The organism is Sutcliffiella sp. NPDC057660 (genome assembly GCF_042800035.1).
In the GTDB taxonomy this organism is placed as follows: domain Bacteria; phylum Bacillota; class Bacilli; order Bacillales; family Bacillaceae_I; genus Sutcliffiella_A.
Map to the genome: position 1 here is coordinate 1 of NZ_JBHVHV010000025.1, position 21,099 is coordinate 21,099.

Sequence of the window (21,099 nt, forward strand, 5' to 3'; positions counted from 1 at the left end):
GTTGGGGGCTGTCCCCCTGTGAGAGTAGGACGTTGCCAGGCAAGTTTAGAGGGAAGATCAGTGCTTAGGTGCTGGTCTTTTTTTGTTTTGGTTTTTGTTTTTTGAATAGGTTGTTGTGGGGGGCGGTGCTGAGTAGTGCCAGGCCCCTCTTTTTTTGTTTTGGGGAGAAAGAGGTTGTGTGGTTGGTGGAGGGGCCAGGCACTGGTGAGGGTGTGGAAGTTGGTTTGTTTATTGTTCTTTAGATGAGTGTGGTGAGGGGATGGTACTTATTAGTGCCAGGCCCCTCTTTTTGTTTTGGGGAGAAAGAGGTCGTGTGGTTGGTGGAGGGGCCAGGCACTGGTGTGATTCGTACCGTGACAAAGGAAAAAAGCGAGTGAGGCGGTAAGAAAAGGAGTGATTCGTACCGTGACAGAGGGGGAAAATTGAGGATGACGGTAAGAAAGAGGTACTGATCTTTTTATGTTTGTTTTTTGGTTTGCATCTTTGGATTTGCGTAGTTGGGGGATGGTACTTAGTAGTGCCAGGCCCCTCTTTTTTTGTTTGGGGGAGAAAGAGGTTGGTTAGTGGATGGATGGGCCTGGCACTGGCGTAGTGAGGGATTGGTGGAGAACAATGTCCTTTTTAAAAACAGCCCATTCTTTTTATTTGAAGACAAACACAGACTAGTAGGCGCTACATACACTAGATGTAAGAGTTTGGTAGGCTGTGATTTTGATAATTTTGTATAGAGTCGGCGCTTTTGGATAGACTAGTGGATGGAGGTGGAGAAAGAGAAATGGAGTCCATTCATTCATCGGTTGGGGAAACGTGTATTGTTTGTGAGGAGAAGAAAGAAAGAGGGATCCATCTTTATACGGAGTTTATTTGTACGGACTGCGAGAAGGATATGCTTCAGACGGGTACTGAAGATCCGAAGTATAGGTTTTATCTGCAACAGCTCAAAAAGATTACGATTCCTAAGATTTATTCCTGAGTAGAAAAGTCCTGTAAAAGGGCTTTTATTTTTGTTACGGGAGAAAAGGGGAAAGGCTTTTGGATGGCAGGGGTAGGAGTTGGGACGGCTATCGGCTATAATGGGTAGTAATAATGAAGGAAAAAGAGTGAAGGTTATGAAGATGGATCAACAGAAAACACCGGTATATTCAAGATTGAAGGAGCATTGGGAGACAAACCCTGTTTCGGGTCATGTGCCTGGGCATAAGTATGGGAGAGTCCTGCCTGATAAGGGGCAAGCTTACTTTCGGGATATTTTAAAAATAGATGCAACGGAAATTTCCGGGTTGGATGATTTGCATGATCCGGAGGAGATGATAAAGGAAGGTCAGGAGCTGGTTGCCGACTTATATGGCTCGGATGCTTCCTTTTTCCTTGTGAATGGTTCGACTGTAGGGAATCTTGCTATGATTCTTGCAGCATGTTCGAGGGGAGGCAGGGTGCTGGTACAGCGTAATTGCCATAAATCCATTTTGAACGGCTTGGAGCTAGCAGGAGCGGAGCCTGTGTTTTTATCATGCGGATATGATTCAGGGATGGATGTTTCGACATCCATAGCATTGGATGAACTGGATGAGGCGTTGAAGACCATCCAAGATGTGCAGGCGGTTATTTTGACCAATCCAAACTATTATGGACTATCGATAGAACTGAAAGCTATCATCGAAAGGGTGCATGAGGAAGGAATTCCTGTACTTGTCGATGAGGCGCATGGTGCTCATTTTGTGCTTGGGGGAGCCTTCCCTGTTTCTGCTTTGGAACTGGGGGCAGATGCAGTGGTGCATTCTGCGCACAAAACATTGCCGGCGATGACAATGGGATCTTTTTTACATATAAAGGGGAACCTGGTGCGTGAAGAACGGATAGCCTATTATTTACGGATGCTTCAATCGAGCAGCCCTTCCTATCCTATAATGGCATCGTTGGATTTGGCGAGATATTACCTTGCTGCCTTAAGTAAAGAAGATGTAGCTGCCATTGTAGAGGAAACTGCAGAGATCCGCCGGGAATTGGACAAGCTGGATGGCTTAAGCGTGGTAGTTCCTAAGAGTAAAAGTATAGCAGTGGATCCTTTGAAGGTAGTGATGAGGTCGACGAGGGGCTGGAGCGGCTTCGAATTGCAGAAGGTTTTGGAGAAAGAAGGCGTGTTTTCGGAGCTTGCTGATGCTTGGAATGTATTAATTGTTTTGCCGTTAGCGGTTATGGACTTAAAACATGATATGATAGAGAGAATAGAACGAGCTTTGCAAAAGAACGTCGGGAATGAGAGTAGCAGGAAAGAGATCGGTTATGGGAGTGTTCCTCTTTTCCCGATGAAAATCAGTCGGCTTGCGATCCATCTTGATAAGCAGCAGAAGCTTCCGAGTATGGAGTGCAAATTGGAGGAAGCGGTAGGAAAGGTTGCAGCAGAATCCATTATTCCCTACCCGCCCGGTATTCCTGTACTGTTAAAGGGAGAAAGGGTTACAGAGGAAGTTGTAAGGTACCTTGGCCAGCTTATGAGACTTGGGGCAAGGTTTCAGGGAAATGATAGAATAAAAAGTAATTATATTTCTATATATAAGGAAGTAAAGGAGTAACAGGCTTGTGAGTGGACTATTTATTACGTTTGAAGGACCTGAAGGAGCAGGAAAGACGTCGATTATCCAGAAGTTGGCCAGAGAGTTGAAGGAAGAGGACTTTCCCATTCTTTTAACACGGGAGCCAGGGGGCATCAAGATTGCCGAACAGATCAGAAGTGTTATTCTGGATTGTGATAATACGGAGATGGATGCGAGAACAGAGGCGCTATTATATGCAGCTGCAAGACGTCAGCATCTGGTTGAGAGAGTGCTGCCTAGCATGAAGGAAAATAAAATCGTGTTATGCGACCGCTTTATTGACAGCTCATTGGCATACCAGGGACATGCACGAGGAATAGGGCTCGAGGAAGTGTTAAGCATCAACGAATTTGCGACAGAAAAAAAGATGCCATCCCTGACGATTTATTTCGATATCGAGCCGGAAGAAGGACTTAAGAGAATTGCGGCGAATAATAAACGAGAAATAAACCGTTTGGATCAGGAAGAATTGGATTTTCACTATCGAGTAAAAGAGGGCTATAGTAAAGTGATAGAAAAGTATCGGGAGCGTTTCCTCATGATTGATGCGTCAAAGGACTTTGATACGGTGTATGCGTCGGTAAAAGGTGAGCTTACTGGATACTTAAAGAAACAAGGATATTAAGATTTACCAATAATGAAGTAATGAAGATATATCTTATTAATGGTAAAATAAAGGAGGTACAACAAGATGAAAATGATTATGGCTGTTGTTCAGGATAAAGATAGCAATAAGTTGATGAATGCGCTGGTGGAAAATAATTTTCGCGCAACCAAGCTAGCAAGTACCGGCGGATTTCTTAAGTCCGGGAATACCACGTTTATGATTGGTACGGAGGATGTTCGCGTGCAAAAGGCAATGGATATCATCAAAGAGAATTGTCAGCATCGTCAACAGTTGGTTGCTCCTGTTTCCCCAATGGGTGGGAATGCAGATTCGTATGTTCCTTATCCTGTTGAGGTGGAAGTCGGAGGGGCTACGGTCTTTGTTTTACCGGTAGAGCAATTCCACCAGTTTTAGTTTTTGGAGCGGCTTATCGGAGCTGCTTTTTTATAAGAAGGTTATTCTATAAGAAAGGGACGTTTTCATTTGAAAATATCGTCTGAGCTTCGAACGAATTTAGATAAAAGCAGAATGGACATAAAAGGCGATGCCGCTTCCCGTGCAGGCTTTGGGGAGATCATGCAAAAGCATTCGTCCAAGCTGCATTCGGAACAGCTGAATATCCTGATGAAAGATATAGAGATTGTGGGAAATAGACTGGGAAACTCCAGGACATTTCAGGATCTGGCAAAATATAAAACGCTCGTAAAGCGGTTTATGGAAGAAGCGGTGGAGTTCGGCATGGAGCTTCATCAGTCCCACCACTGGACCAATGAAGGGCAATCCAGGCATCTGCAGATTGTGAAACAGGTGGATGAATCGTTGATTACCCTGACCGAAGATGTAATGGATCAAGAAAAAACAAGAATAAATATTTTGAGCAGTATCGGAGAGATCAAAGGCCTGCTCATTAATTTATACATGTAAGTAAGTGAGTGATAAATGTGATAAAAAGTTGGTCAGACTTGGACTACCAACCTACCGTTGCAAGAATCGTAACAAATAGTCTGCATAGAAACCGTATTGCACATGCCTATCTGCTGGATGGCATGAAAGGTACCGGTAAAAAAGAGGTTAGCTATCTCTTTGCAAAAAGCTTATTGTGCAGGGATCGTAATGGGGTAGACCCATGTCAGAGCTGTTCAAATTGTAAGCGGATAGATTCTAGAAATCATCCGGATGTGCATGTGCTCGAGCCTGATGGGAATTCGATCAAAAAACAGCAGATTCAGTTCCTGCAGGAAGAGTTTACGAAAACAGGTTTGGAGTCTAAAAGAAAGATATACATTATTGAGCATGCAGATAAGATGACCACCAATGCGGCGAATAGTCTATTGAAGTTTTTAGAGGAGCCAAACCAGGAAACTTTTGCCTTTTTATTGACCGAAAATGTTCATCAAATGCTGAACACCATCATTTCGCGCTGCCAGCCCCTGTCTTTTCGGGCATTAACCACTACTAGACTGGTCGATAAGCTTGTGGAAGAAGGCTTTTCCGTACCTTTGGCAAGGACAGCCACTCATTTGACCAACAGTTTAGAGGAAGCGGTAGAATTATGTCGAGATGATTGGTTTGCGCTTGCTAGAAATTTAGTGATAAAATTGTATGAAGCGCTATTCACGAGACAGCAGCAGGCGTTGCTGTTCATTCAAGAAAAGTGGATGCCTCATTTTCAAGAAAGAAAGCAATTGGAGATAGGTTTAGATTTAATGCTATTTATTTATAAAGATATGTTATATGCTCAAGTAGATAAAGGGGACGAGTTCGTATTTACGGACGAGAAGGAGCAGATTGAAAAGTATGCACTTCAGACAACCCAGCAACGTGTCACGGAGCATTTATCCTATATTTTACAAAGTAAGTCTCGGCTAGCATCGAATGTAAATCCGCACCTTCTCATGGAAAGATTAGCTTTAAACTTGCAGGAGGGATATTAGTTTGTATGAAGTTGTAGGAGTACGATTCAAAAAAGCAGGGAAAATATACTATTTTGACCCAAATGGGCTTGATATAACAGATAATGAATATGTCATTGTCGAAACGGTACGCGGTGTGGAATTCGGTAAAGCAGTTATCGGGATGAAACAAGTGGATGAAAATGACGTCGTTCTTCCATTGAAGAAGGTGCTGCGTATTGCGGATCAAAAGGATCGTCTCATAGTGGACGAAAACAAAAAAGCCGCACAGGAAGCGTTCGATGTATGCTTCACGAAAGTGACCGATCATGGATTGGATATGAAACTGGTCGATGTGGAATACACGTTCGACCGAAATAAGATCATCTTCTATTTTACAGCAGATGGCCGAGTGGACTTCCGGGAGCTGGTAAAGGATTTGGCTTCCATCTTCCGAACACGCATCGAGCTGCGTCAAATCGGGGTACGGGATGAGGCCAAGCTTCTTGGCGGAATTGGACCATGTGGAAGGATGCTATGCTGTTCGACCTTCCTGGGGGATTTTGAACCGGTGTCCATCAAAATGGCGAAGGATCAGAACCTGTCTTTAAACCCATCCAAGATCTCAGGGCTTTGCGGACGTCTCATGTGCTGTCTGAAATATGAAAATGACGAATATGAGTCTGCAAAAGAGCAATTGCCTGATTTGGATGAAGTGATCCAAACTCCAAGTGGTTCTGGTCGTGTGGTAGGGTTAAACATCCTGGAACGCGTGTTGCAAGTGGAGTTGGCAGGAAAAGAACGAGTGGTAGAATACACGCTGGATGAACTACTACAAGAGGGAGCCGTTTCATCACAAGCCACAGATTAAGAGGTGGAGAATTTGGACAAGAAAGAGATTTTTGATTCTGTAAGCAATATGGAAGAACAGATCGGACATTTATATAAACAGCTCGGAGAATTAAAAGAACACCTTGCCCTTATTATCGAAGAAAACAACAGTGTCCTCGTTGAAAACGGACATTTGCGGAACCGTCTGGAACAAATGTCAAATGAATCGGTTACGCAGAAGAAGACAAAAAAGAAACCGAACGAGCAAAAAGAGCTGAACAAGCAGATCGATGTGGGAGAAGGATATGATAACCTTGCACGTTTGTATCAAGAAGGGTTCCATATCTGCAATCTCCACTTTGGAAGTCCCCGTAAAGAAGGCGATTGCTTGTTTTGCCTGTCCTTTCTTAATAAGAAGTAAAGTCGCCTCCTTCAATGCGGGCGACTTTTTTCTATTTAAAAGGATCTTTTCATAAAGTTTGTTGCGATAAGAATAGAGCTGGGCTAAATATAAGGTGTCAACATTAAACACCCTGTTGGTCTCCGTTCCAGGCGTTCGCTTATCCTAAGGCGGCCTCGGGAGCCTCCTCGGCGCTTTTGCGCCTGCGGGGTCTCCCCTTGACACGCTGCTCCCGCAGGAGTCTCACACCTTGCACTCCAACCAACAGGGGTGACTCATAGTAGAAAATTGCCTTACTAAAGGTACAAAATTTATCTCAAGTTTTCATTTCAATAGTGAATTAAATTTGTCTTGAGGCTCTTTCTAATAGCAAATAATATTTTACCCGTGAGTTGATTGTAGCGGAGGACACTTGACTCCTGCGGGAAAGTAGAGGGCATGGGAGACCCCACAGGCGAAGCCGAGGAGGCTCCCATCCGTCCCCGGGGAATCTTGTGTCCGGAGCGGAAATCAACGGGCTTCATTTGTTGTGTCCATTTTTAATAGCGCCACTGAATACGAAAACAGCCATTTTAAAAAGAAGTCTAGGTTATAATAAAGTATAAGATAGGAAAGAAAGGGTTATGGAGAAATGGTACAGCTTGTAGAAGATGAGCGTTTAGATTACTTATTGGCAGAGAATTTACGAATTATACAGAGCCCATCGGTTTTTTCCTTTTCCTTGGATGCGGTCCTTCTGGCGCGGTTTGCCTATGTGCCTATCCAGAAAGGGGCAATCCTTGACCTTTGCACAGGAAACGGAATCATACCGTTATTATTAAGCACAAGAACCAAGGGGACCATTACAGGTGTTGAAATCCAAGAGCGGCTCGCAAACATGGCGCAAAGAAGCTTTGCCTATAACAACCTGGATGATCGATTGAAGGTACTGCATCAAGACATCAAGGAAATCCCGGCAATTATTGGGCATGGGAAATTTGATGTAGTAACGTGCAATCCTCCATATTTTCTCGTACCGGAAAAAGAAGAGAAGATAAATACCAATATCCATTATGCGATAGCTCGCCATGAAATCCATTGTACGCTTGAGGATGTGGTTAGAGTGAGCAGTCAAATGGTCAAACAAGGGGGCAAGGCTGCTTTTGTCCACCGGCCGGGAAGGTTCTTGGATATTGTGACGTTGATGAGAAAATACCGTCTGGAGCCAAAGCGAATCCAGTTTGTGCATTCAAGGGTGGATAAGCCCGCGAATACACTGCTTATAGAGGGAATAAAGGATGGCAATCCTGATATGAAAATACTGCCACCGCTTATTGTATATGATGAAAAAGGGGAGTACTCTCCGGAGGTCCGGAATATGCTCTATGGCGAAAACGAATAACCGGTGGCCATTTCGAAGAGCCGGCAAAAGAAAAGTACGTAAATGAGGGATGGAAAGATGGACATATGGCAGCAAAACAGTTTTTCAGATAAATATAAGGAAGGGCGGCTTTATCTTGTGCCGACCCCGATCGGCAACTTGGAGGATATCACCTTTCGCTCCCTTCGGATGTTGAAGGAAGTTGACTTTATTGCAGCAGAAGATACAAGACAAACGAAGAAGCTGTGCAATTATTTTGAGATAAGCACCCCGCTGATCAGTTATCACGAACATAACAAGCAGCAGAGCGGCAAGAAAATCATCGAGCTATTGAAAGAAGGAAAGGATGTGGCGCTTGTCAGTGATGCAGGTATGCCCTCCATCTCCGACCCGGGCTATGAAATAGTGGTAGAGGCGTTGGAAGAACGCTTGTATGTCGTACCGATGCCAGGGGCAAATGCTGCTTTGACCGCGCTGATTGCATCCGGACTGGTAGCCCAGCCCTTCTACTTTTACGGCTTCCTGGATCGGCATAAAAAGGAGAAGAAAAAGGAGTTGGACAAACTACTCCGTTTGCAGGATACCATTATCCTTTACGAATCTCCTCACCGTTTGAAGGATACGCTTACTGCAATGCTTGAGGTCCTTGGGGACAGGAGGATTGTTGTAAGCAGGGAATTGACCAAGAAGTTTGAGGAGTTCACTCGTGGACGGATTTCCGAAGTGCTTGCTTTGCTTGGCGATCAGGCTGTAAAAGGGGAATGCTGCCTGATCCTTGAAGGCAATAATGAAGAAATACAGGACGCGGGAGAAGCATGGTGGCAGACCTTATCCCTGCAGGAACACGTAGAGCATTATATGAAGGAAGGCAACCACTCTTCCAAGGACGCAATCAAACAGGTCGCAAAAGAAAGAGAACTGCCCAAACGTGAAGTGTATCAGGCGTTTCATGTGGAATAAATAAACAAGAAACTTAAGAAGTTGCAGACTGTAGACAAACTCGTGGTAATTCGAGGTTGTCTACAGTTTTTTTTGTAGCTGTATAATAAAGCCCGTTGATTTCCGTTCCAGGCACTGCGCTTTCCGCGGGCGGAAAGCGAACCCCTGGAGCGGAAACCATAAGGGTGTTTAACTGATTTATTTGTTAATGGGACAATAGGGTAAAAATAAAAAAGAGGTCGCGACAGCGACCTCTTTTTTATTTTGCAGCTAAGCTGTTTTGGATTTCTTCGATGATTTTTTCTGCACCTTCACGGCTTAAGATGATTTTGCCATCTGCAAGTGTAAGGTTGTTATCAGAAACTTCGCCAGTAACTTGACAAGTCATGTTAGGCTTGTATTTCTTTAAGATGATTTTTTCGTCATCCACATAGATTTCTAAAGCGTCTTTCTCAGCAATCCCTAATGTTCTGCGAAGCTCGATAGGAATAACCACACGGCCAAGCTCGTCAACTTTACGTACAATCCCAGTAGATTTCATAAGAAAAATACCCCTCTCTGAATATAAAATGAAATTTTATAAGAATCTAATAATCTATCATTTTCGTCATTATTCGACAAATCTAATGTAATTTCATCATAACAATATTTACAAAAATCGTCAACAGATTTAATTGAAAAAAATTGTATTTCTATAAAAAAATGTATTTAAAAAGCAGGTTAAAAGCGCTATACAAAGGGTTTTAAGGAATAAAAATTACAGTTTGTTTACAGAGTATCACTTTATGATTTATTTGAATGATAATAATATTATATACATCATTCGACAAAATTCAACTTTTTTATTCGGCGAAATTTCGACAAAACTCAACCTTGGTTAAAAGAGGAAATCAGGGGAAGCGCATTGCACTAAAAATTTTTGCTCAATCCTTAACAATACTGGCCTAAACCATGTATAATAGTAATAAAAATTAGGTTAAGATGTACATAAATGTATAAGTAGAAGACGCTCAATGCTCTCGTCCCATGGGCGAGAGCTTTCTGCTTTTATATGTTTCGATTAAAGGGAGGTAATTTTGATGGTAGAAAATAAAAAAACATTCTATATTACAACGCCTATCTATTATCCAAGTGGTAATTTACATATTGGCCATGCCTATACAACCGTTGCAGGTGACGCAATGGCCAGGTACAAGCGTCTAAAGGGCTATGATGTCATGTATCTGACAGGTACGGATGAGCATGGACAAAAGATCCAAAGAAAAGCGGAAGAAAAAGGGGTTACGTGCCAAGCATATGTGGATGATATTGTATCCGGCATCAAAGACCTTTGGAATAAGCTTGATATCTCTTATGACGATTTTATCCGTACAACGGAATCCCGCCACAAGGATGTGGTAGAGAAGATTTTCAAACAGCTTTTGGATCAGGGAGATATATACCTGGATGAATATGAAGGCTGGTATTCGGTTCCCGATGAAACCTACTACCGTGAACACCAGCTGGTCGACCCTGTCATGGAGAACGGAAAGGTTGTCGGCGGGAAAAGTCCGGATAGCGGTCACCCTGTAGAATTGGTGAGAGAACAGTCCTATTTCTTCAGAATGGGCAAATACGTGGATCGACTTCTTCAGTATTATGAAGAGAATCCAGGGTTCATCCAACCGGAATCCCGCAAAAATGAGATGGTCAATAACTTTATCAAACCAGGATTAGAGGATTTGGCGGTATCCCGTACTTCCTTCGATTGGGGAGTGAAAGTGCCTGGAGACCCGAAGCATGTCATTTATGTATGGATTGACGCATTATCCAACTATATTACGGCACTTGGATATGGAACGGAAAACGATGAGAAGTACCTGAAATACTGGCCGGCGGATGTTCATCTTGTAGGGAAGGAAATCGTCCGTTTCCACACTATCTATTGGCCGATCATGCTGATGGCTCTTGACATGCCGCTTCCAAAGAAAGTTTTCGCACATGGCTGGCTTTTAATGAAAGATGGCAAGATGTCCAAATCAAAAGGAAATGTGGTCGATCCTGTTACATTAATCGATCGCTATGGCCTGGATGCACTGCGTTATTACCTATTAAGGGAAGTTCCATTCGGTTCTGATGGTGTCTTTACTCCGGAAGGCTTTGTGGAACGGGTAAACTTTGATCTTGCAAATGATTTAGGAAACCTATTGAACCGTACAGTAGCGATGATTGATAAGTACTTCAACGGGGGAATTCCTGTATATAAAGGAAATGTCACTGATTTTGATCAGCCGTTGAGTGCGCTCGCACAGGAAACGGTGGTCCATTACGAGGAAGCGATGGAGAACATGGAGTTTTCCGTGGCATTATCAACGATTTGGCAGCTTGTGAGCAGAACTAATAAATATATTGATGAAACAGCGCCTTGGGTATTGGCAAAGTCTGAGGAAACGAAAGAGGAGCTTGCTTCCGTAATGGGACATCTGACAGAGTCCCTACGCTATATAGGGATCCTTCTTAAACCGTTCCTGACAAAAACCCCTGGTAAAATCTTTGAACAGCTAGGGATCAATGAGTCCTTGGCAAGCTTAGAAAGCCTGCAAAGCTTTGGTATCATACCGGAAGGAACTCAAACGAAAAAAGCAGATCCGATCTTCCCTCGCCTTGATGTGAAGGAAGAAGTTGAATACATCAAAGCAATGATGCAGCCTGCGCTTGCAGCAGAGGAAAAGCCGGAAGAGAACAAGCCGGAAGAAGTACCCGTTTCTGAAGAAATCACATTTGAGGATTTCATGAAAATAGACTTGCGTGTAGCGCAGGTTACCCATTGTGAACCTGTGAAGAAAGCAGATAAACTGCTGAAGCTGCAGCTTGATTTAGGTTACGAAAAGAGGCAGGTCGTTTCAGGAATCGCGAAATTCTATACACCTGAAGAACTGGTGGGGAAACGCGTAATTTGTGTGACGAATTTGAAGCCTGTGAAACTTCGCGGGGAGCTATCGGAAGGAATGATTCTTGCTGGGGAAAAAGACGGAATTCTGTCATTGGCTTCGGTGGACGAATCGTTGCCTCTTGGTGCGAAAGTGAAATAACTAATTCCTATCAGGAAATAATAAATTTTAAGAGTAAGAGATGTTTCACGTGTAACAACGGGCTACATCTCTTATTTTCTAATTGAGAATAATATTGGTTAATAATATTTCAAAAAAATTCTTTTATTGCTTGTTACCGCATTAAATGTTACCCGTTCCTTGCCGCTGCAGGCACTTGCTTTCCGCGGGGAGAGATGGGAGCCTCCTCGGCTTTGCCTGTGGGGTCTCCCATTCCCTCTATTTTCCCGCAGGAGTCAAGTGCCTTCCGCTCCAATCCACTAAGGATAATAAACTTTTTTAAAGATATTTAAAAACGATACCTACGAGTAATCATTTCAAAATTTGTTGCTCGTAGTAAAAAACTAATGCCTTTTAAAAGTGGTTTTGTTATAAAAGAGTTTTGATTTTAGACAGTTTCTAGCTGTTGATTGGAGCGTAAGTCGAAGACTCCTGCGGGAGAAGCGGAGTATGGGAGACCCCGCAGGCGTTAGCCGAGGAGGCTTCCGACCCGCCCGCGGAAAGCGAAGACTTACGCGGAAATCAACAGCGGTGCATACAGACCAAATAAAGTAAAAAACAGGAGTGTTAAAAATGTTATTTGATACACATGTTCACTTGAATGCAGATCAGTATGAAGAAGACCTTCAAGAGGTAATCGAACGGGCCCGGAATGAAAAAGTGATGAATATGGTGGTCGTTGGCTTTGATCGAAAAACAATCCAAAAAGCGATGGAGCTGGTAGAACAGTATGACTTCATCTATGCTGCTGTCGGTTGGCACCCTGTAGACGCAATAGATATGACAGAAGAGGACCTTAACTGGATCGAGGAGCTTGCCTCCCATGAAAAAGTGGTGGCCATTGGTGAGATGGGGCTGGACTACCATTGGGACAAGTCCCCAAAGGACATCCAAAAAGAAGTGTTCCGTAAACAGATTAGATTGGCCAAGAGAGTGAAGCTGCCAATTGTGATCCATAATCGTGACGCAACCGCGGACGTAGTGGAGATCCTGAAAGAAGAGGATGCAAAAGAGGTTGGTGGGATCATGCACTGCTATACCGGGAGTCTGGAAGTGGCAAAGGAATGCATGGAGATGAATTTCTACATATCCTTTGGAGGGCCAGTCACATTCAAGAATGCAAAAAAACCGAAAGAAGTGGCGAAGGAGATTCCGTTGGACATGCTGTTAATAGAAACGGACTGCCCATACCTGACGCCTCATCCATACCGGGGAAAACGGAATGAACCGGGCTATGTCCGTTTGGTGGCGGAAGAGATAGCTTACTTAAGAGGTATGACAGTGGAAGAGGTAGCAGAAAAAACAACAGCAAATGCAAAGAAACTATTCGGCATAAACTGACAAGAAAGCCTGACATAATTAGGGGATACTTGTCCAAAACCCTCAAAAAATAAAAAAGTTCTACCGTACTTCTTCTCTTCATAGGATAATCGTGTCGATATATTTCACTTCCCTTTTATTGAAATATTCTGCATAATAGACATTACGGTCAAGCAAGTGGCAAGGGTTGACAAGATACATACATGTCTATATAATTCCATCCGAGGAGAAGGAGGCGTTTTTTTACATGTTACAGAGCATGAAAAAACTGTTTTCTGGTTCGATGAGCAAGACCAGACTAGCTATTTTTATTACTAGTTTCATAGTCTTCTCAGCCATACTTGGCTTTGGTGTCTTCCATGGCACAAAGGCTGCTGTAAAAGTGAATGTTGACGGAGAAGAAGTGTCATTACGCACTCACGCTAAAACCGTAGCGGATATACTGAAAGAGCTGAATATCACAGTTCGCGCGGAGGATCATCTGCATCCTTCAGAAAATACAAAAGTAACCGATTCGATGCAAATAGTATGGAATCCCGCCAAAGAAGTGGAGCTCGTCATCGACGATGATAAGCAAAAGGTGTGGACGACAGCCAAAACAGTCAAGGAATTACTTAATCAAAAAGATATAAAGCTAGCAGAGCATGATAAATTGAATGTGAGTCTGAATGACTCAATCAAAGATGAGTTAGTCATAGAAATAGAGAAGGCATTCCAGGTAACCCTGAATGTCGCCGGAGAAGAGCAACAGGTATGGTCTACTTCGACTACGGTCGCTGACTTTTTAGAACAGCAAGAAATTACATTGAATGATCTTGACCGAGTGGAGCCAAGCTTAGAAGAATTGGTAGCAAACAATTCTGTAGTTAACGTTACTAGAGTTGAAAAAGTCACCGATGTAGTGGAAGAGACTATCGATTACGGTGTCGTCACAAAAAATGATGGCAACCTCGATAAAGGGAAAGAAAAAGTTGTTCAAGAAGGACAACACGGTACCGTTGCAAAGCATTATGAAGTGGTTTTTGAGAATGGAAAAGAAGTGTCTCGTGAGTTGGTCAAGGAAGAGACGTTAAAAGAGACGATGGATAAAATCGTGGCAGTCGGAACGAAAGCTGCTCCAAAGCCGGAACAAGTTGTTTCCCGTAGTACGGAAAGCAGCTCGAAGGAATTCTATGTGTCCTCCACAGCCTATACTGCGTTTTGCAATGGTTGTAGTGGAGTCACAAGCACAGGGATCGATTTGCGCGCAAATCCGGGTGTGAAGGTGATTGCCGTGGATCCTAGCGTGATCCCGCTGGGTACAAAGGTCTATGTAGAAGGATACGGCTATGCGATTGCCGGAGATACTGGCGGTGCCATCAAAGGAAATAAAATCGATGTGTTTTTCGCTGACAAAGAATCTGCGTATCGCTGGGGAAGAAAAAGAGTTAAAATCAAAATCCTCGATTAATATAATTTATTTATTTTTGGTAAATAACGGAGCAGGGGTGAACAGCCTCTGCTTTTTTCTGTTATTCTGTTAGAATGGAAAGAGTGAAATGGCTTATTGCCATTCCTATTATTCCATACCCGCTACTAATATTAATTAGTCAAGATAGATAAAATAAAGTAGAATACATACTATTGTCACCGTTCATATAGTTAGACGAATCAAACTAAAGAAAGTTTCACCATTTTGGAGGAAAAAATGAAAATAAAAGAAATAATTGTGGTCGAGGGAAAAGACGACACAGTTGCCATAAAAAGAGCGGTGGATGCCGATACGATTGAAACGGGCGGCTCTGCCATTAATGAAGAAATACTGAATCGGATCAAACATGCCCAGGAGACGCGAGGGGTAATTGTGTTCACCGATCCGGATTACCCAGGGGAAAAGATCAGGCATACCATCAGACAGTCTGTTCCTGGCTGTAAGCATGCATTTTTGCCAAAGAGCCTTGCGCGTGGAAAAAACGGCAAAGGGATTGGAGTCGAACACGCTACGGTTGCTTCCATCCAAGAGGCATTATCCGGACTTCATCAGGAATATGAGCAGAACATGGAATTGATTTCCTTTGACACATTACTCTCCTTCGGGTTGATAGCAGGTCCTTCTGCCAAGAAAAAAAGGGAGCGGTTAGGGGAGTTCCTGAATATAGGATACACAAATGGGAAGCAGCTTCAGAGGCGCTTGCAGATGTTCCATATCACCCAGGAGCGGCTTGAAGAGGCATTAGTTCAATTAGAGCAGGAGGAGCAATAAATGCAAAAGGATATCGCCACACCGAAACGAACGAAGGAAATACTCGATAAATACGGCTTTTCATTCAAGAAAAGCTTAGGGCAAAACTTTCTGATCGACACAAACATCCTTAATAAGATTGTAGACTTTGCAGGGGTTTCAGAAAAAACTGCCGCGATCGAAATCGGACCGGGTATCGGCGCCCTTACCGAACAGGTTGCCAAAAGAGCGGGTAAGGTCATCGCCTTTGAAATCGATCAGCGTCTATTGCCAATCTTAGCGGACACACTATCACCGTATGATAATGTAAAAGTGATCCATCAGGATATCCTGAAGGCAGATGTAGAAAACCTGATACGTGATGAAATCAAAGGCTTTGAAGAAGTGAAGGTGGTAGCGAACCTTCCTTACTATGTAACCACGCCGATCATCATGAAGCTCTTAACGGAAGGTTTGCCTTTAAACAGCATCACTGTCATGTTGCAAAGGGAAGTGGCCGATAGGATGGCTGCAAAACCGAGCACCAAGGAATATGGATCCCTTACCATTGCCGTGCAGTACTATACCAAGGCTGAAACGGTCATGATCGTTCCTAAGACAGTCTTTGTGCCGCAACCTAACGTAGATTCAGCGGTTATCCGCCTCACGGTCAGAGACGAGCCTGCAGTGAAGGTAGGGGACGAAAACTTTTTCTTTGAAGTGGTCAGGGCAAGCTTCGGACAACGCCGGAAAACCATCCTGAACAACCTGACAAGCCACCTCCCTGAAGGAAAAGCAAAAAAAGCACAAATTGAAACTGCCCTAGACCAAGCATCCATCGATCCAAGGAGAAGAGGGGAAACACTCTCAATCGAGGAGTTCGGTAAACTAAGTGACGCACTACTGGAAATCTACCCATCATCACCAAACTAAAACGGCCTTTAGGGCCGTTTTTTTGTTTTGGTTTTGCTATTTGGAATTTTTGTTGGGTGGGACGGTACTTAGTAGTGCCAGGCACTTGCGGGTTGTTTGTTTTTGCGTATGTGCTCCTAAGGTATATTCCCTCTCACATAGAAACGCGGTATTGCATATTCTAGGTTAGATAGTCAGTTGGGATAGGTGCAGCCTCCCAGTTGGAGGGGAAAATATGAAAATTAAGGTTGGAGATATTGTAGCTCGCAAATCCTATAACTATGACCTTCTCTTTCGTGTCATGGATATTCATAAAACGGAATACGACCAGTTAGTGGTTTTATTATATGGGGAAGATGTTCGGCTAATGGCAGATTCACCTTACAGTGATCTGGAGATAATGGATGGCAAGGAACAGATGATGCGAAAACAGCGTGCCGAATCGAAGGCAAACCGTTCTCTGCAGCTGTTTCAACAGGATTATCAATTGATCCGCGAAAAAAACGAATACCAGGCAACCGGAGGGTATAGTACGGACCAAAGCTACTTTCAAATGCCTGGAAGGGTGCTTCACATCGATGGAGACCCTTTATATTTAAAAAAATGCATGGAGCTTTATGACCGGATCGGTGTTCCTGTACACGGCTTTCATGTAAATGAAAAAGAAATGCCACAGAAGATAATGGGACTGATGGAAGAGTATCGCCCGGATATCCTGGTCATTACCGGGCATGACGCCTATTCCAAGAGCAAAGGGAAAGTGTCGGACATCTCCGCATATAGGCATTCACGCCATTTTGTACAAACGGTTCAAAAAGCAAGGAAAATTCAGCCCAACCTTGATCAGCTTGTCATATTTGCAGGGGCCTGCCAGTCGCATTTTGAGTCACTGATCCGTGCAGGAGCCAATTTTGCAAGCTCACCTTCGAGGGTGAACATCCACGCCTTGGATCCTGTATACATTGTCGCCAGAATATGCTTCACCCCGTTTATGGACCGAGTAAATGTCTGGGATGTACTGAAAAACACCCTCACAGGGGAAAAGGGACTAGGCGGAATCGAAACGCGTGGTGTGCTAAGAACCGGGATGCCATTCCGCCCCCCTTCAGATGAAGATGAGGAAGACTCTTAACATGGTGATGTTAAGGGTTTTTTTGATGATTAATGTGCATTGGCTTAATATCATTAAGATGAGTTCGGGTTTTCTTATAAGGCTTCATTGAAGCGTATTACATATTGTGCTTTCCTTGTTGATTGGAGAGCAAGGGGTGAGGCTCCTGAGGACGCCTTGGATAAGCGAAGCCCTGGATCGGAAATCAACATGTTTTTTGACGCTGACACCTAATTTTTAGGTTATTCTTGTCATTATTGCCTTTTGTAAAACTTTTTCAAGAACTTATACATATTCCAATAAATAGTAGTACATCATAAATGTAGACATATGGAGATAATTGTTGAAGGAAAGTTATTGACAGGGTGCTTTTAGGGTTGTTATAATTTTAAGTTTTATTTGAATTTTTTTTTGTGATGTGTTATACTATGTATAGTATAGTGAGGTGGAGTAAAATGGGAAAAACGTTGGTTGATATCAAAAGGACGTTAGATTCTAATTTAGGAAAAAAGTTAACTCTTCGTGCAAACGGTGGTCGGAGAAAGACGATTGAGCGCATTGGGGTTTTGGCAGAGACTTATCCATCGGTGTTTGTAATAGAACTAGATCAAGACGAAAATGCTTTTGAACGCGTATCCTACAGCTATGCAGATGTCCTCACAGAAACGGTACAACTTACATTCTTCGAAGAAGGAAATATGGCAATTAGTGGGCAGTAGACAAATAGTTTGCTGCTTTTTATTTTGCCCAAAAAAGCTTCATACATATATATCCGCTTATAAAAGGACGGTTTGGTACCTATACTAGTTACTGTCACCATTAAGATCATAAAGGAGGCTGTTCATTTTGGGCAGAAGAAGACGTGGAATGATGTCTTATCAGCTGAAAGAGGAGCTTGCAAAAGAGCTTGGCTTCTATGACGTGGTGCAACAGGAAGGTTGGGGCGCCATTCGTGCCAAAGATGCAGGGAACATGGTCAAGCGGGCCATTGAACTTGCGGAAAGACAGTTAGGCCAAAATCAACCTAAGTGACAAACGATCAAAACCGGAGTGCGGGACACTTCGGTTTTTTCACGATAAAAGGAAGATGCTGAATATAGTAAGGTGCACTATTTATAAGTGAGATAATATTTGACATAATATGAGATATTTCTACATCAAAATGTGGTACAATACAGAAATAATTGGAGACGATAAAAGTAGGTGAAGAGTGTGAGACTGTTAGAAAAAGCACCAGCGAAAATTAACTTATCGCTAGATGTGCTACATAAGCGTCCAGACGGCTTTCATGAAGTAAAGATGATCATGACCACCATCGATTTAGCTGATCGCATTGAGCTGACAGAAAGAAACGATGGTCAGATCCATATTATTTCTCATAACCGTTATGTACCGGATGATAATCGGAATCTGGCATACCAGGCTGCCTCTCTTTTAAAGCAGAGATTCAAAGTGGACAGGGGTGTTTCGATTTCAATCACCAAAATGATTCCTGTCGCTGCGGGATTGGCAGGTGGAAGCAGTGATGCTGCGGCAACACTTAGAGGGTTGAATAAGCTGTGGAAATTAGGGCTTACCCTGGACGAGCTGGCGGTGGTTGGCGCTGAAATAGGGTCGGATGTCTCCTTCTGTGTATATGGAGGTACAGCCCTTGCTACTGGAAGAGGAGAAATAGTGGAGCATTTGCCTGCCCCTCCTCACAGCTGGATTGTCCTTGCAAAACCGACAATCGGTGTATCCACTGCAGAAGTGTACAACAATCTGGATTTGACGAAGGTGTCTCATCCCGATGTGGATGGCATGATAAAGGCGATACAGGATAATGACTATGACCGGATGACAGGACTGGTCGGCAACGTACTGGAATCTGTTACCCTGAAGCTTTACCCTGAAGTGGCACATATCAAAGACCAGATGAAAAAATTCGGTGCTGATGCTGTGCTGATGAGCGGCAGCGGCCCTACCGTATTCGGGATTGTGCAATACGATTCCAGAATGCACCGCATTTATAATGGCCTTAGGGGATTCTGTGACCAGGTATTTGCTGTAAGGGTGCTGGGAGAACGAAACACCCTTGATTAAATCCGTATAATAATGTTATATTTACATTAAAACATTCGGATTTTAGGAGGAAGAGTCATGAAATTACGTCGGAGTGGTCGTCTTGTAGATATGACGCATTATATGCTGCAGCATCCCCAAGGCCTTGTACCACTTTCCTTTTTTGCTGACAGATATGGTTCCGCTAAATCATCTATCAGTGAAGATTTGGGAATTATCAAACAGACTTTTGAGCAACAAGGAATCGGAACCCTCATTACGGTACCAGGGGCTGCTGGTGGTGTGAAATATATCCCGTTCGTAAGTAATGGAGAGGCGGAGGCTTATCTGGAGGAACTGTGCACCATCATCGCCAAACCGGAAAGGCTGCTGCCTGGTGGATATCTGTATATGACAGATATACTAGGTAATCCAAAAGTGCTAAACAAAGTCGGGAAAATGTTTGCCACAGCCTTTAGTCACAAAAAGGTGGATATTGTCATGACGATGGCTACCAAAGGGATTCCTCTTGCACATGCGGTTGCAAGCTACCTGGATGTACCGGTAGTGATCGTAAGAAGAGACAGCAGGGTAACGGAAGGATCAACGGTCAGCATCAACTATGTATCCGGTTCCTCCAAAAGGATCCAAACAATGGTCCTGGCGAAACGAAGCCTGGAGACAGGGTCAAATGTCCTGATCATCGATGATTTCATGAAGGCTGGCGGCACTGTGAGCGGAATGGTCAACCTGCTGGCAGAATTCCAGGCCAATGTGGCGGGGATAGGAATCCTGGTAGAATCGGAGCATATTGAAGAACGTCTGATCGAGGATTACGTGTCCTTGGTGAAGTTGGAAAAGGTAAATGAAAAGGATCGTCAAATTGAAGTGCAGAAAGGCAACTACCTGCAGCACGTCAAAACGAACACTAATTTTAAATAATAGAGGTGTGTGAATATGAAAGTTGTGCATACGGATGATGCTCCAAAAGCAATAGGACCATACTCTCAAGGTATTGTAGTAAATAATTTATTTTATAGCTCCGGACAAATTCCATTGAAAGCGGATGGGGAACTGTTAAAAGGAGATGTGAAAGAGCAGACACATCAAGTATTCCAAAACCTGAAGGCTGTGTTGGCTGAAGCGGGTGCATCCCTGGAAACAGTCGTAAAGGCTACCGTTTTCATAAAAAACATGGATGAATTTCAAGAAATCAACGAAGTGTATGGGGAGTATTTCCACACTCATAAGCCTGCAAGATCCTGTGTAGAGGTAGCTCGTCTGCCGAAAGATGTTCTTGTTGAAATAGAAGTAATCGCGTTAGTAAAATAGTATCTATTCTTTTTTCACCAATTCGCCCAAAATTTTCAAAAAAATTTTTTGAAATAAGAAGGAATTATTAAAAATTTAGAGAATTTATAATACTAAGTTTTTTTATTGGGGAAAAGGTGGTGAACAGAATGGAAGTAACTGACGTAAGATTACGCCGCGTTAATACCGATGGTCGCATGAGAGCTATCGCGTCTATTACACTAGACCATGAATTTGTTGTTCATGATATTCGTGTAATTGATGGGAATAATGGCTTATTTGTTGCGATGCCTAGTAAACGTACGCCTGATGGAGAGTTCCGTGATATCGCGCACCCTATCAACTCAGGCACTCGCGGGAAGATCCAGGAAGCGGTCTTAGCCGAGTATCATCGTTTAGGCGAATTGGAAGTAGAATACGAAGAAGCAGGCGCTTCTTAATCAATAGAGCAAAGCAGGCTATCCACAATGCCCTGCTTTTCTTTTTTTTCAAA

At 43.3% G+C, this 21,099-nt stretch carries 23 protein-coding genes; 22 read left to right on the forward strand and 1 reads right to left on the reverse strand.

Translation table 11 applies throughout. The features are described from left to right. Positions 1-775 precede the first annotated feature (775 nt). The 10 genes from ACFVAD_RS22330 to rsmI all read left to right on the forward strand — a co-directional run bounded on the left by ACFVAD_RS22330 (position 776) and on the right by rsmI (position 8,644). A complete protein-coding gene (locus tag ACFVAD_RS22330; RefSeq protein WP_386645684.1) occupies positions 776-973 on the forward strand; it encodes a sigma factor G inhibitor Gin in 198 nt (65 codons plus the stop codon). Between the two features lie 136 nt (positions 974-1,109). Next, a complete protein-coding gene (locus ACFVAD_RS22335; protein WP_386645545.1) occupies positions 1,110-2,573 on the forward strand; it encodes an aminotransferase class I/II-fold pyridoxal phosphate-dependent enzyme in 1,464 nt (487 codons plus the stop codon). A 7-nt stretch (positions 2,574-2,580) separates the two neighbouring features. Continuing rightward, positions 2,581-3,219, forward strand: a complete 639-nt coding sequence (tmk, locus tag ACFVAD_RS22340; RefSeq protein ID WP_386645548.1) for a dTMP kinase — start codon at positions 2,581-2,583, stop codon at positions 3,217-3,219. Positions 3,220-3,285: 66 nt separating this feature from the next. Further along, positions 3,286-3,615 (forward strand): cyclic-di-AMP receptor, encoded by a 330-nt coding sequence (locus ACFVAD_RS22345; protein ID WP_204419842.1) that lies wholly within the window; start codon positions 3,286-3,288, stop codon positions 3,613-3,615. 69 nt (positions 3,616-3,684) lie between these two features. Beyond that, complete coding sequence (locus ACFVAD_RS22350) at positions 3,685-4,125, forward strand: YaaR family protein (protein ID WP_386645551.1); 441 nt, start codon at positions 3,685-3,687, stop codon at positions 4,123-4,125. A 17-nt stretch (positions 4,126-4,142) separates the two neighbouring features. After that, a complete protein-coding gene (gene holB / locus ACFVAD_RS22355; protein WP_386645554.1) occupies positions 4,143-5,135 on the forward strand; it encodes a DNA polymerase III subunit delta' in 993 nt (330 codons plus the stop codon). A 1-nt stretch (position 5,136) separates the two neighbouring features. After that, positions 5,137-5,964, forward strand: a complete 828-nt coding sequence (locus tag ACFVAD_RS22360; RefSeq protein WP_386645557.1) for a PSP1 domain-containing protein — start codon at positions 5,137-5,139, stop codon at positions 5,962-5,964. Between the two features lie 12 nt (positions 5,965-5,976). After that, positions 5,977-6,345 carry a DNA replication initiation control protein YabA gene (yabA, locus tag ACFVAD_RS22365; RefSeq protein WP_386645560.1) on the forward strand — a complete coding sequence of 123 codons (369 nt, stop codon included), beginning with the start codon at positions 5,977-5,979 and terminating at the stop codon, positions 6,343-6,345. A 610-nt stretch (positions 6,346-6,955) separates the two neighbouring features. After that, the gene (locus tag ACFVAD_RS22370) at positions 6,956-7,705 is read left to right on the forward strand and encodes a tRNA1(Val) (adenine(37)-N6)-methyltransferase (protein ID WP_386645563.1); all 750 of its coding nucleotides are present in this window, start codon (positions 6,956-6,958) and stop codon (positions 7,703-7,705) included. 63 nt (positions 7,706-7,768) lie between these two features. After that, entirely contained in the window at positions 7,769-8,644 is an 876-nt protein-coding gene (rsmI, locus tag ACFVAD_RS22375; RefSeq protein WP_386645686.1) for a 16S rRNA (cytidine(1402)-2'-O)-methyltransferase, read from the forward strand. A gap of 238 nt (positions 8,645-8,882) precedes the next feature. On the opposite strand, the gene ACFVAD_RS22380 is transcribed toward rsmI, so the two are convergent. Continuing rightward, positions 8,883-9,164 (reverse strand): transition state genes transcriptional regulator AbrB, encoded by a 282-nt coding sequence (locus ACFVAD_RS22380; protein WP_386645566.1) that lies wholly within the window; start codon positions 9,162-9,164, stop codon positions 8,883-8,885. 538 nt (positions 9,165-9,702) lie between these two features. Between ACFVAD_RS22380 and metG the strand changes: the two genes are divergently transcribed. The 12 genes from metG (at position 9,703) to spoVG (ending at position 21,046) form a co-directional block, all read left to right on the forward strand. After that, entirely contained in the window at positions 9,703-11,694 is a 1,992-nt protein-coding gene (gene metG / locus ACFVAD_RS22385) for a methionine--tRNA ligase (protein WP_386645569.1), read from the forward strand. Positions 11,695-12,285: 591 nt separating this feature from the next. Next, entirely contained in the window at positions 12,286-13,053 is a 768-nt protein-coding gene (locus ACFVAD_RS22390; protein ID WP_386645571.1) for a TatD family hydrolase, read from the forward strand. Between the two features lie 226 nt (positions 13,054-13,279). After that, a complete protein-coding gene (locus ACFVAD_RS22395) occupies positions 13,280-14,482 on the forward strand; it encodes a ubiquitin-like domain-containing protein (protein ID WP_386645574.1) in 1,203 nt (400 codons plus the stop codon). Between the two features lie 237 nt (positions 14,483-14,719). Next, positions 14,720-15,274: a ribonuclease M5 gene (rnmV, locus tag ACFVAD_RS22400; protein WP_386645577.1), complete on the forward strand. Its 555-nt coding sequence runs from the start codon at positions 14,720-14,722 to the stop codon at positions 15,272-15,274. Then, positions 15,275-16,165, forward strand: coding sequence for a 16S rRNA (adenine(1518)-N(6)/adenine(1519)-N(6))-dimethyltransferase RsmA (gene rsmA / locus ACFVAD_RS22405; RefSeq protein ID WP_386645580.1), 891 nt, complete (start codon positions 15,275-15,277; stop codon positions 16,163-16,165). A 214-nt stretch (positions 16,166-16,379) separates the two neighbouring features. Beyond that, a complete protein-coding gene (gene yabG / locus ACFVAD_RS22410; RefSeq protein WP_386645582.1) occupies positions 16,380-17,276 on the forward strand; it encodes a sporulation peptidase YabG in 897 nt (298 codons plus the stop codon). Between the two features lie 434 nt (positions 17,277-17,710). Further along, positions 17,711-17,974 (forward strand): biofilm formation stimulator Veg, encoded by a 264-nt coding sequence (gene veg / locus ACFVAD_RS22415; protein WP_078378395.1) that lies wholly within the window; start codon positions 17,711-17,713, stop codon positions 17,972-17,974. Positions 17,975-18,122: 148 nt separating this feature from the next. Next, entirely contained in the window at positions 18,123-18,287 is a 165-nt protein-coding gene (locus ACFVAD_RS22420; RefSeq protein ID WP_386645688.1) for a small, acid-soluble spore protein, alpha/beta type, read from the forward strand. A gap of 180 nt (positions 18,288-18,467) precedes the next feature. Beyond that, the gene (gene ispE, locus ACFVAD_RS22425) at positions 18,468-19,337 is read left to right on the forward strand and encodes a 4-(cytidine 5'-diphospho)-2-C-methyl-D-erythritol kinase (RefSeq protein ID WP_386645587.1); all 870 of its coding nucleotides are present in this window, start codon (positions 18,468-18,470) and stop codon (positions 19,335-19,337) included. A 57-nt stretch (positions 19,338-19,394) separates the two neighbouring features. Continuing rightward, the gene (purR, locus tag ACFVAD_RS22430) at positions 19,395-20,237 is read left to right on the forward strand and encodes a pur operon repressor (RefSeq protein ID WP_386645590.1); all 843 of its coding nucleotides are present in this window, start codon (positions 19,395-19,397) and stop codon (positions 20,235-20,237) included. A 15-nt stretch (positions 20,238-20,252) separates the two neighbouring features. Next, positions 20,253-20,627, forward strand: coding sequence for a RidA family protein (locus ACFVAD_RS22435; protein ID WP_386645592.1), 375 nt, complete (start codon positions 20,253-20,255; stop codon positions 20,625-20,627). Between the two features lie 128 nt (positions 20,628-20,755). After that, on the forward strand, positions 20,756-21,046 hold the full coding sequence (gene spoVG / locus ACFVAD_RS22440; RefSeq protein ID WP_010191385.1) for a septation regulator SpoVG: 291 nt from the start codon (positions 20,756-20,758) through the stop codon (positions 21,044-21,046). The last annotated feature ends 53 nt before the right edge of the window (positions 21,047-21,099 follow it).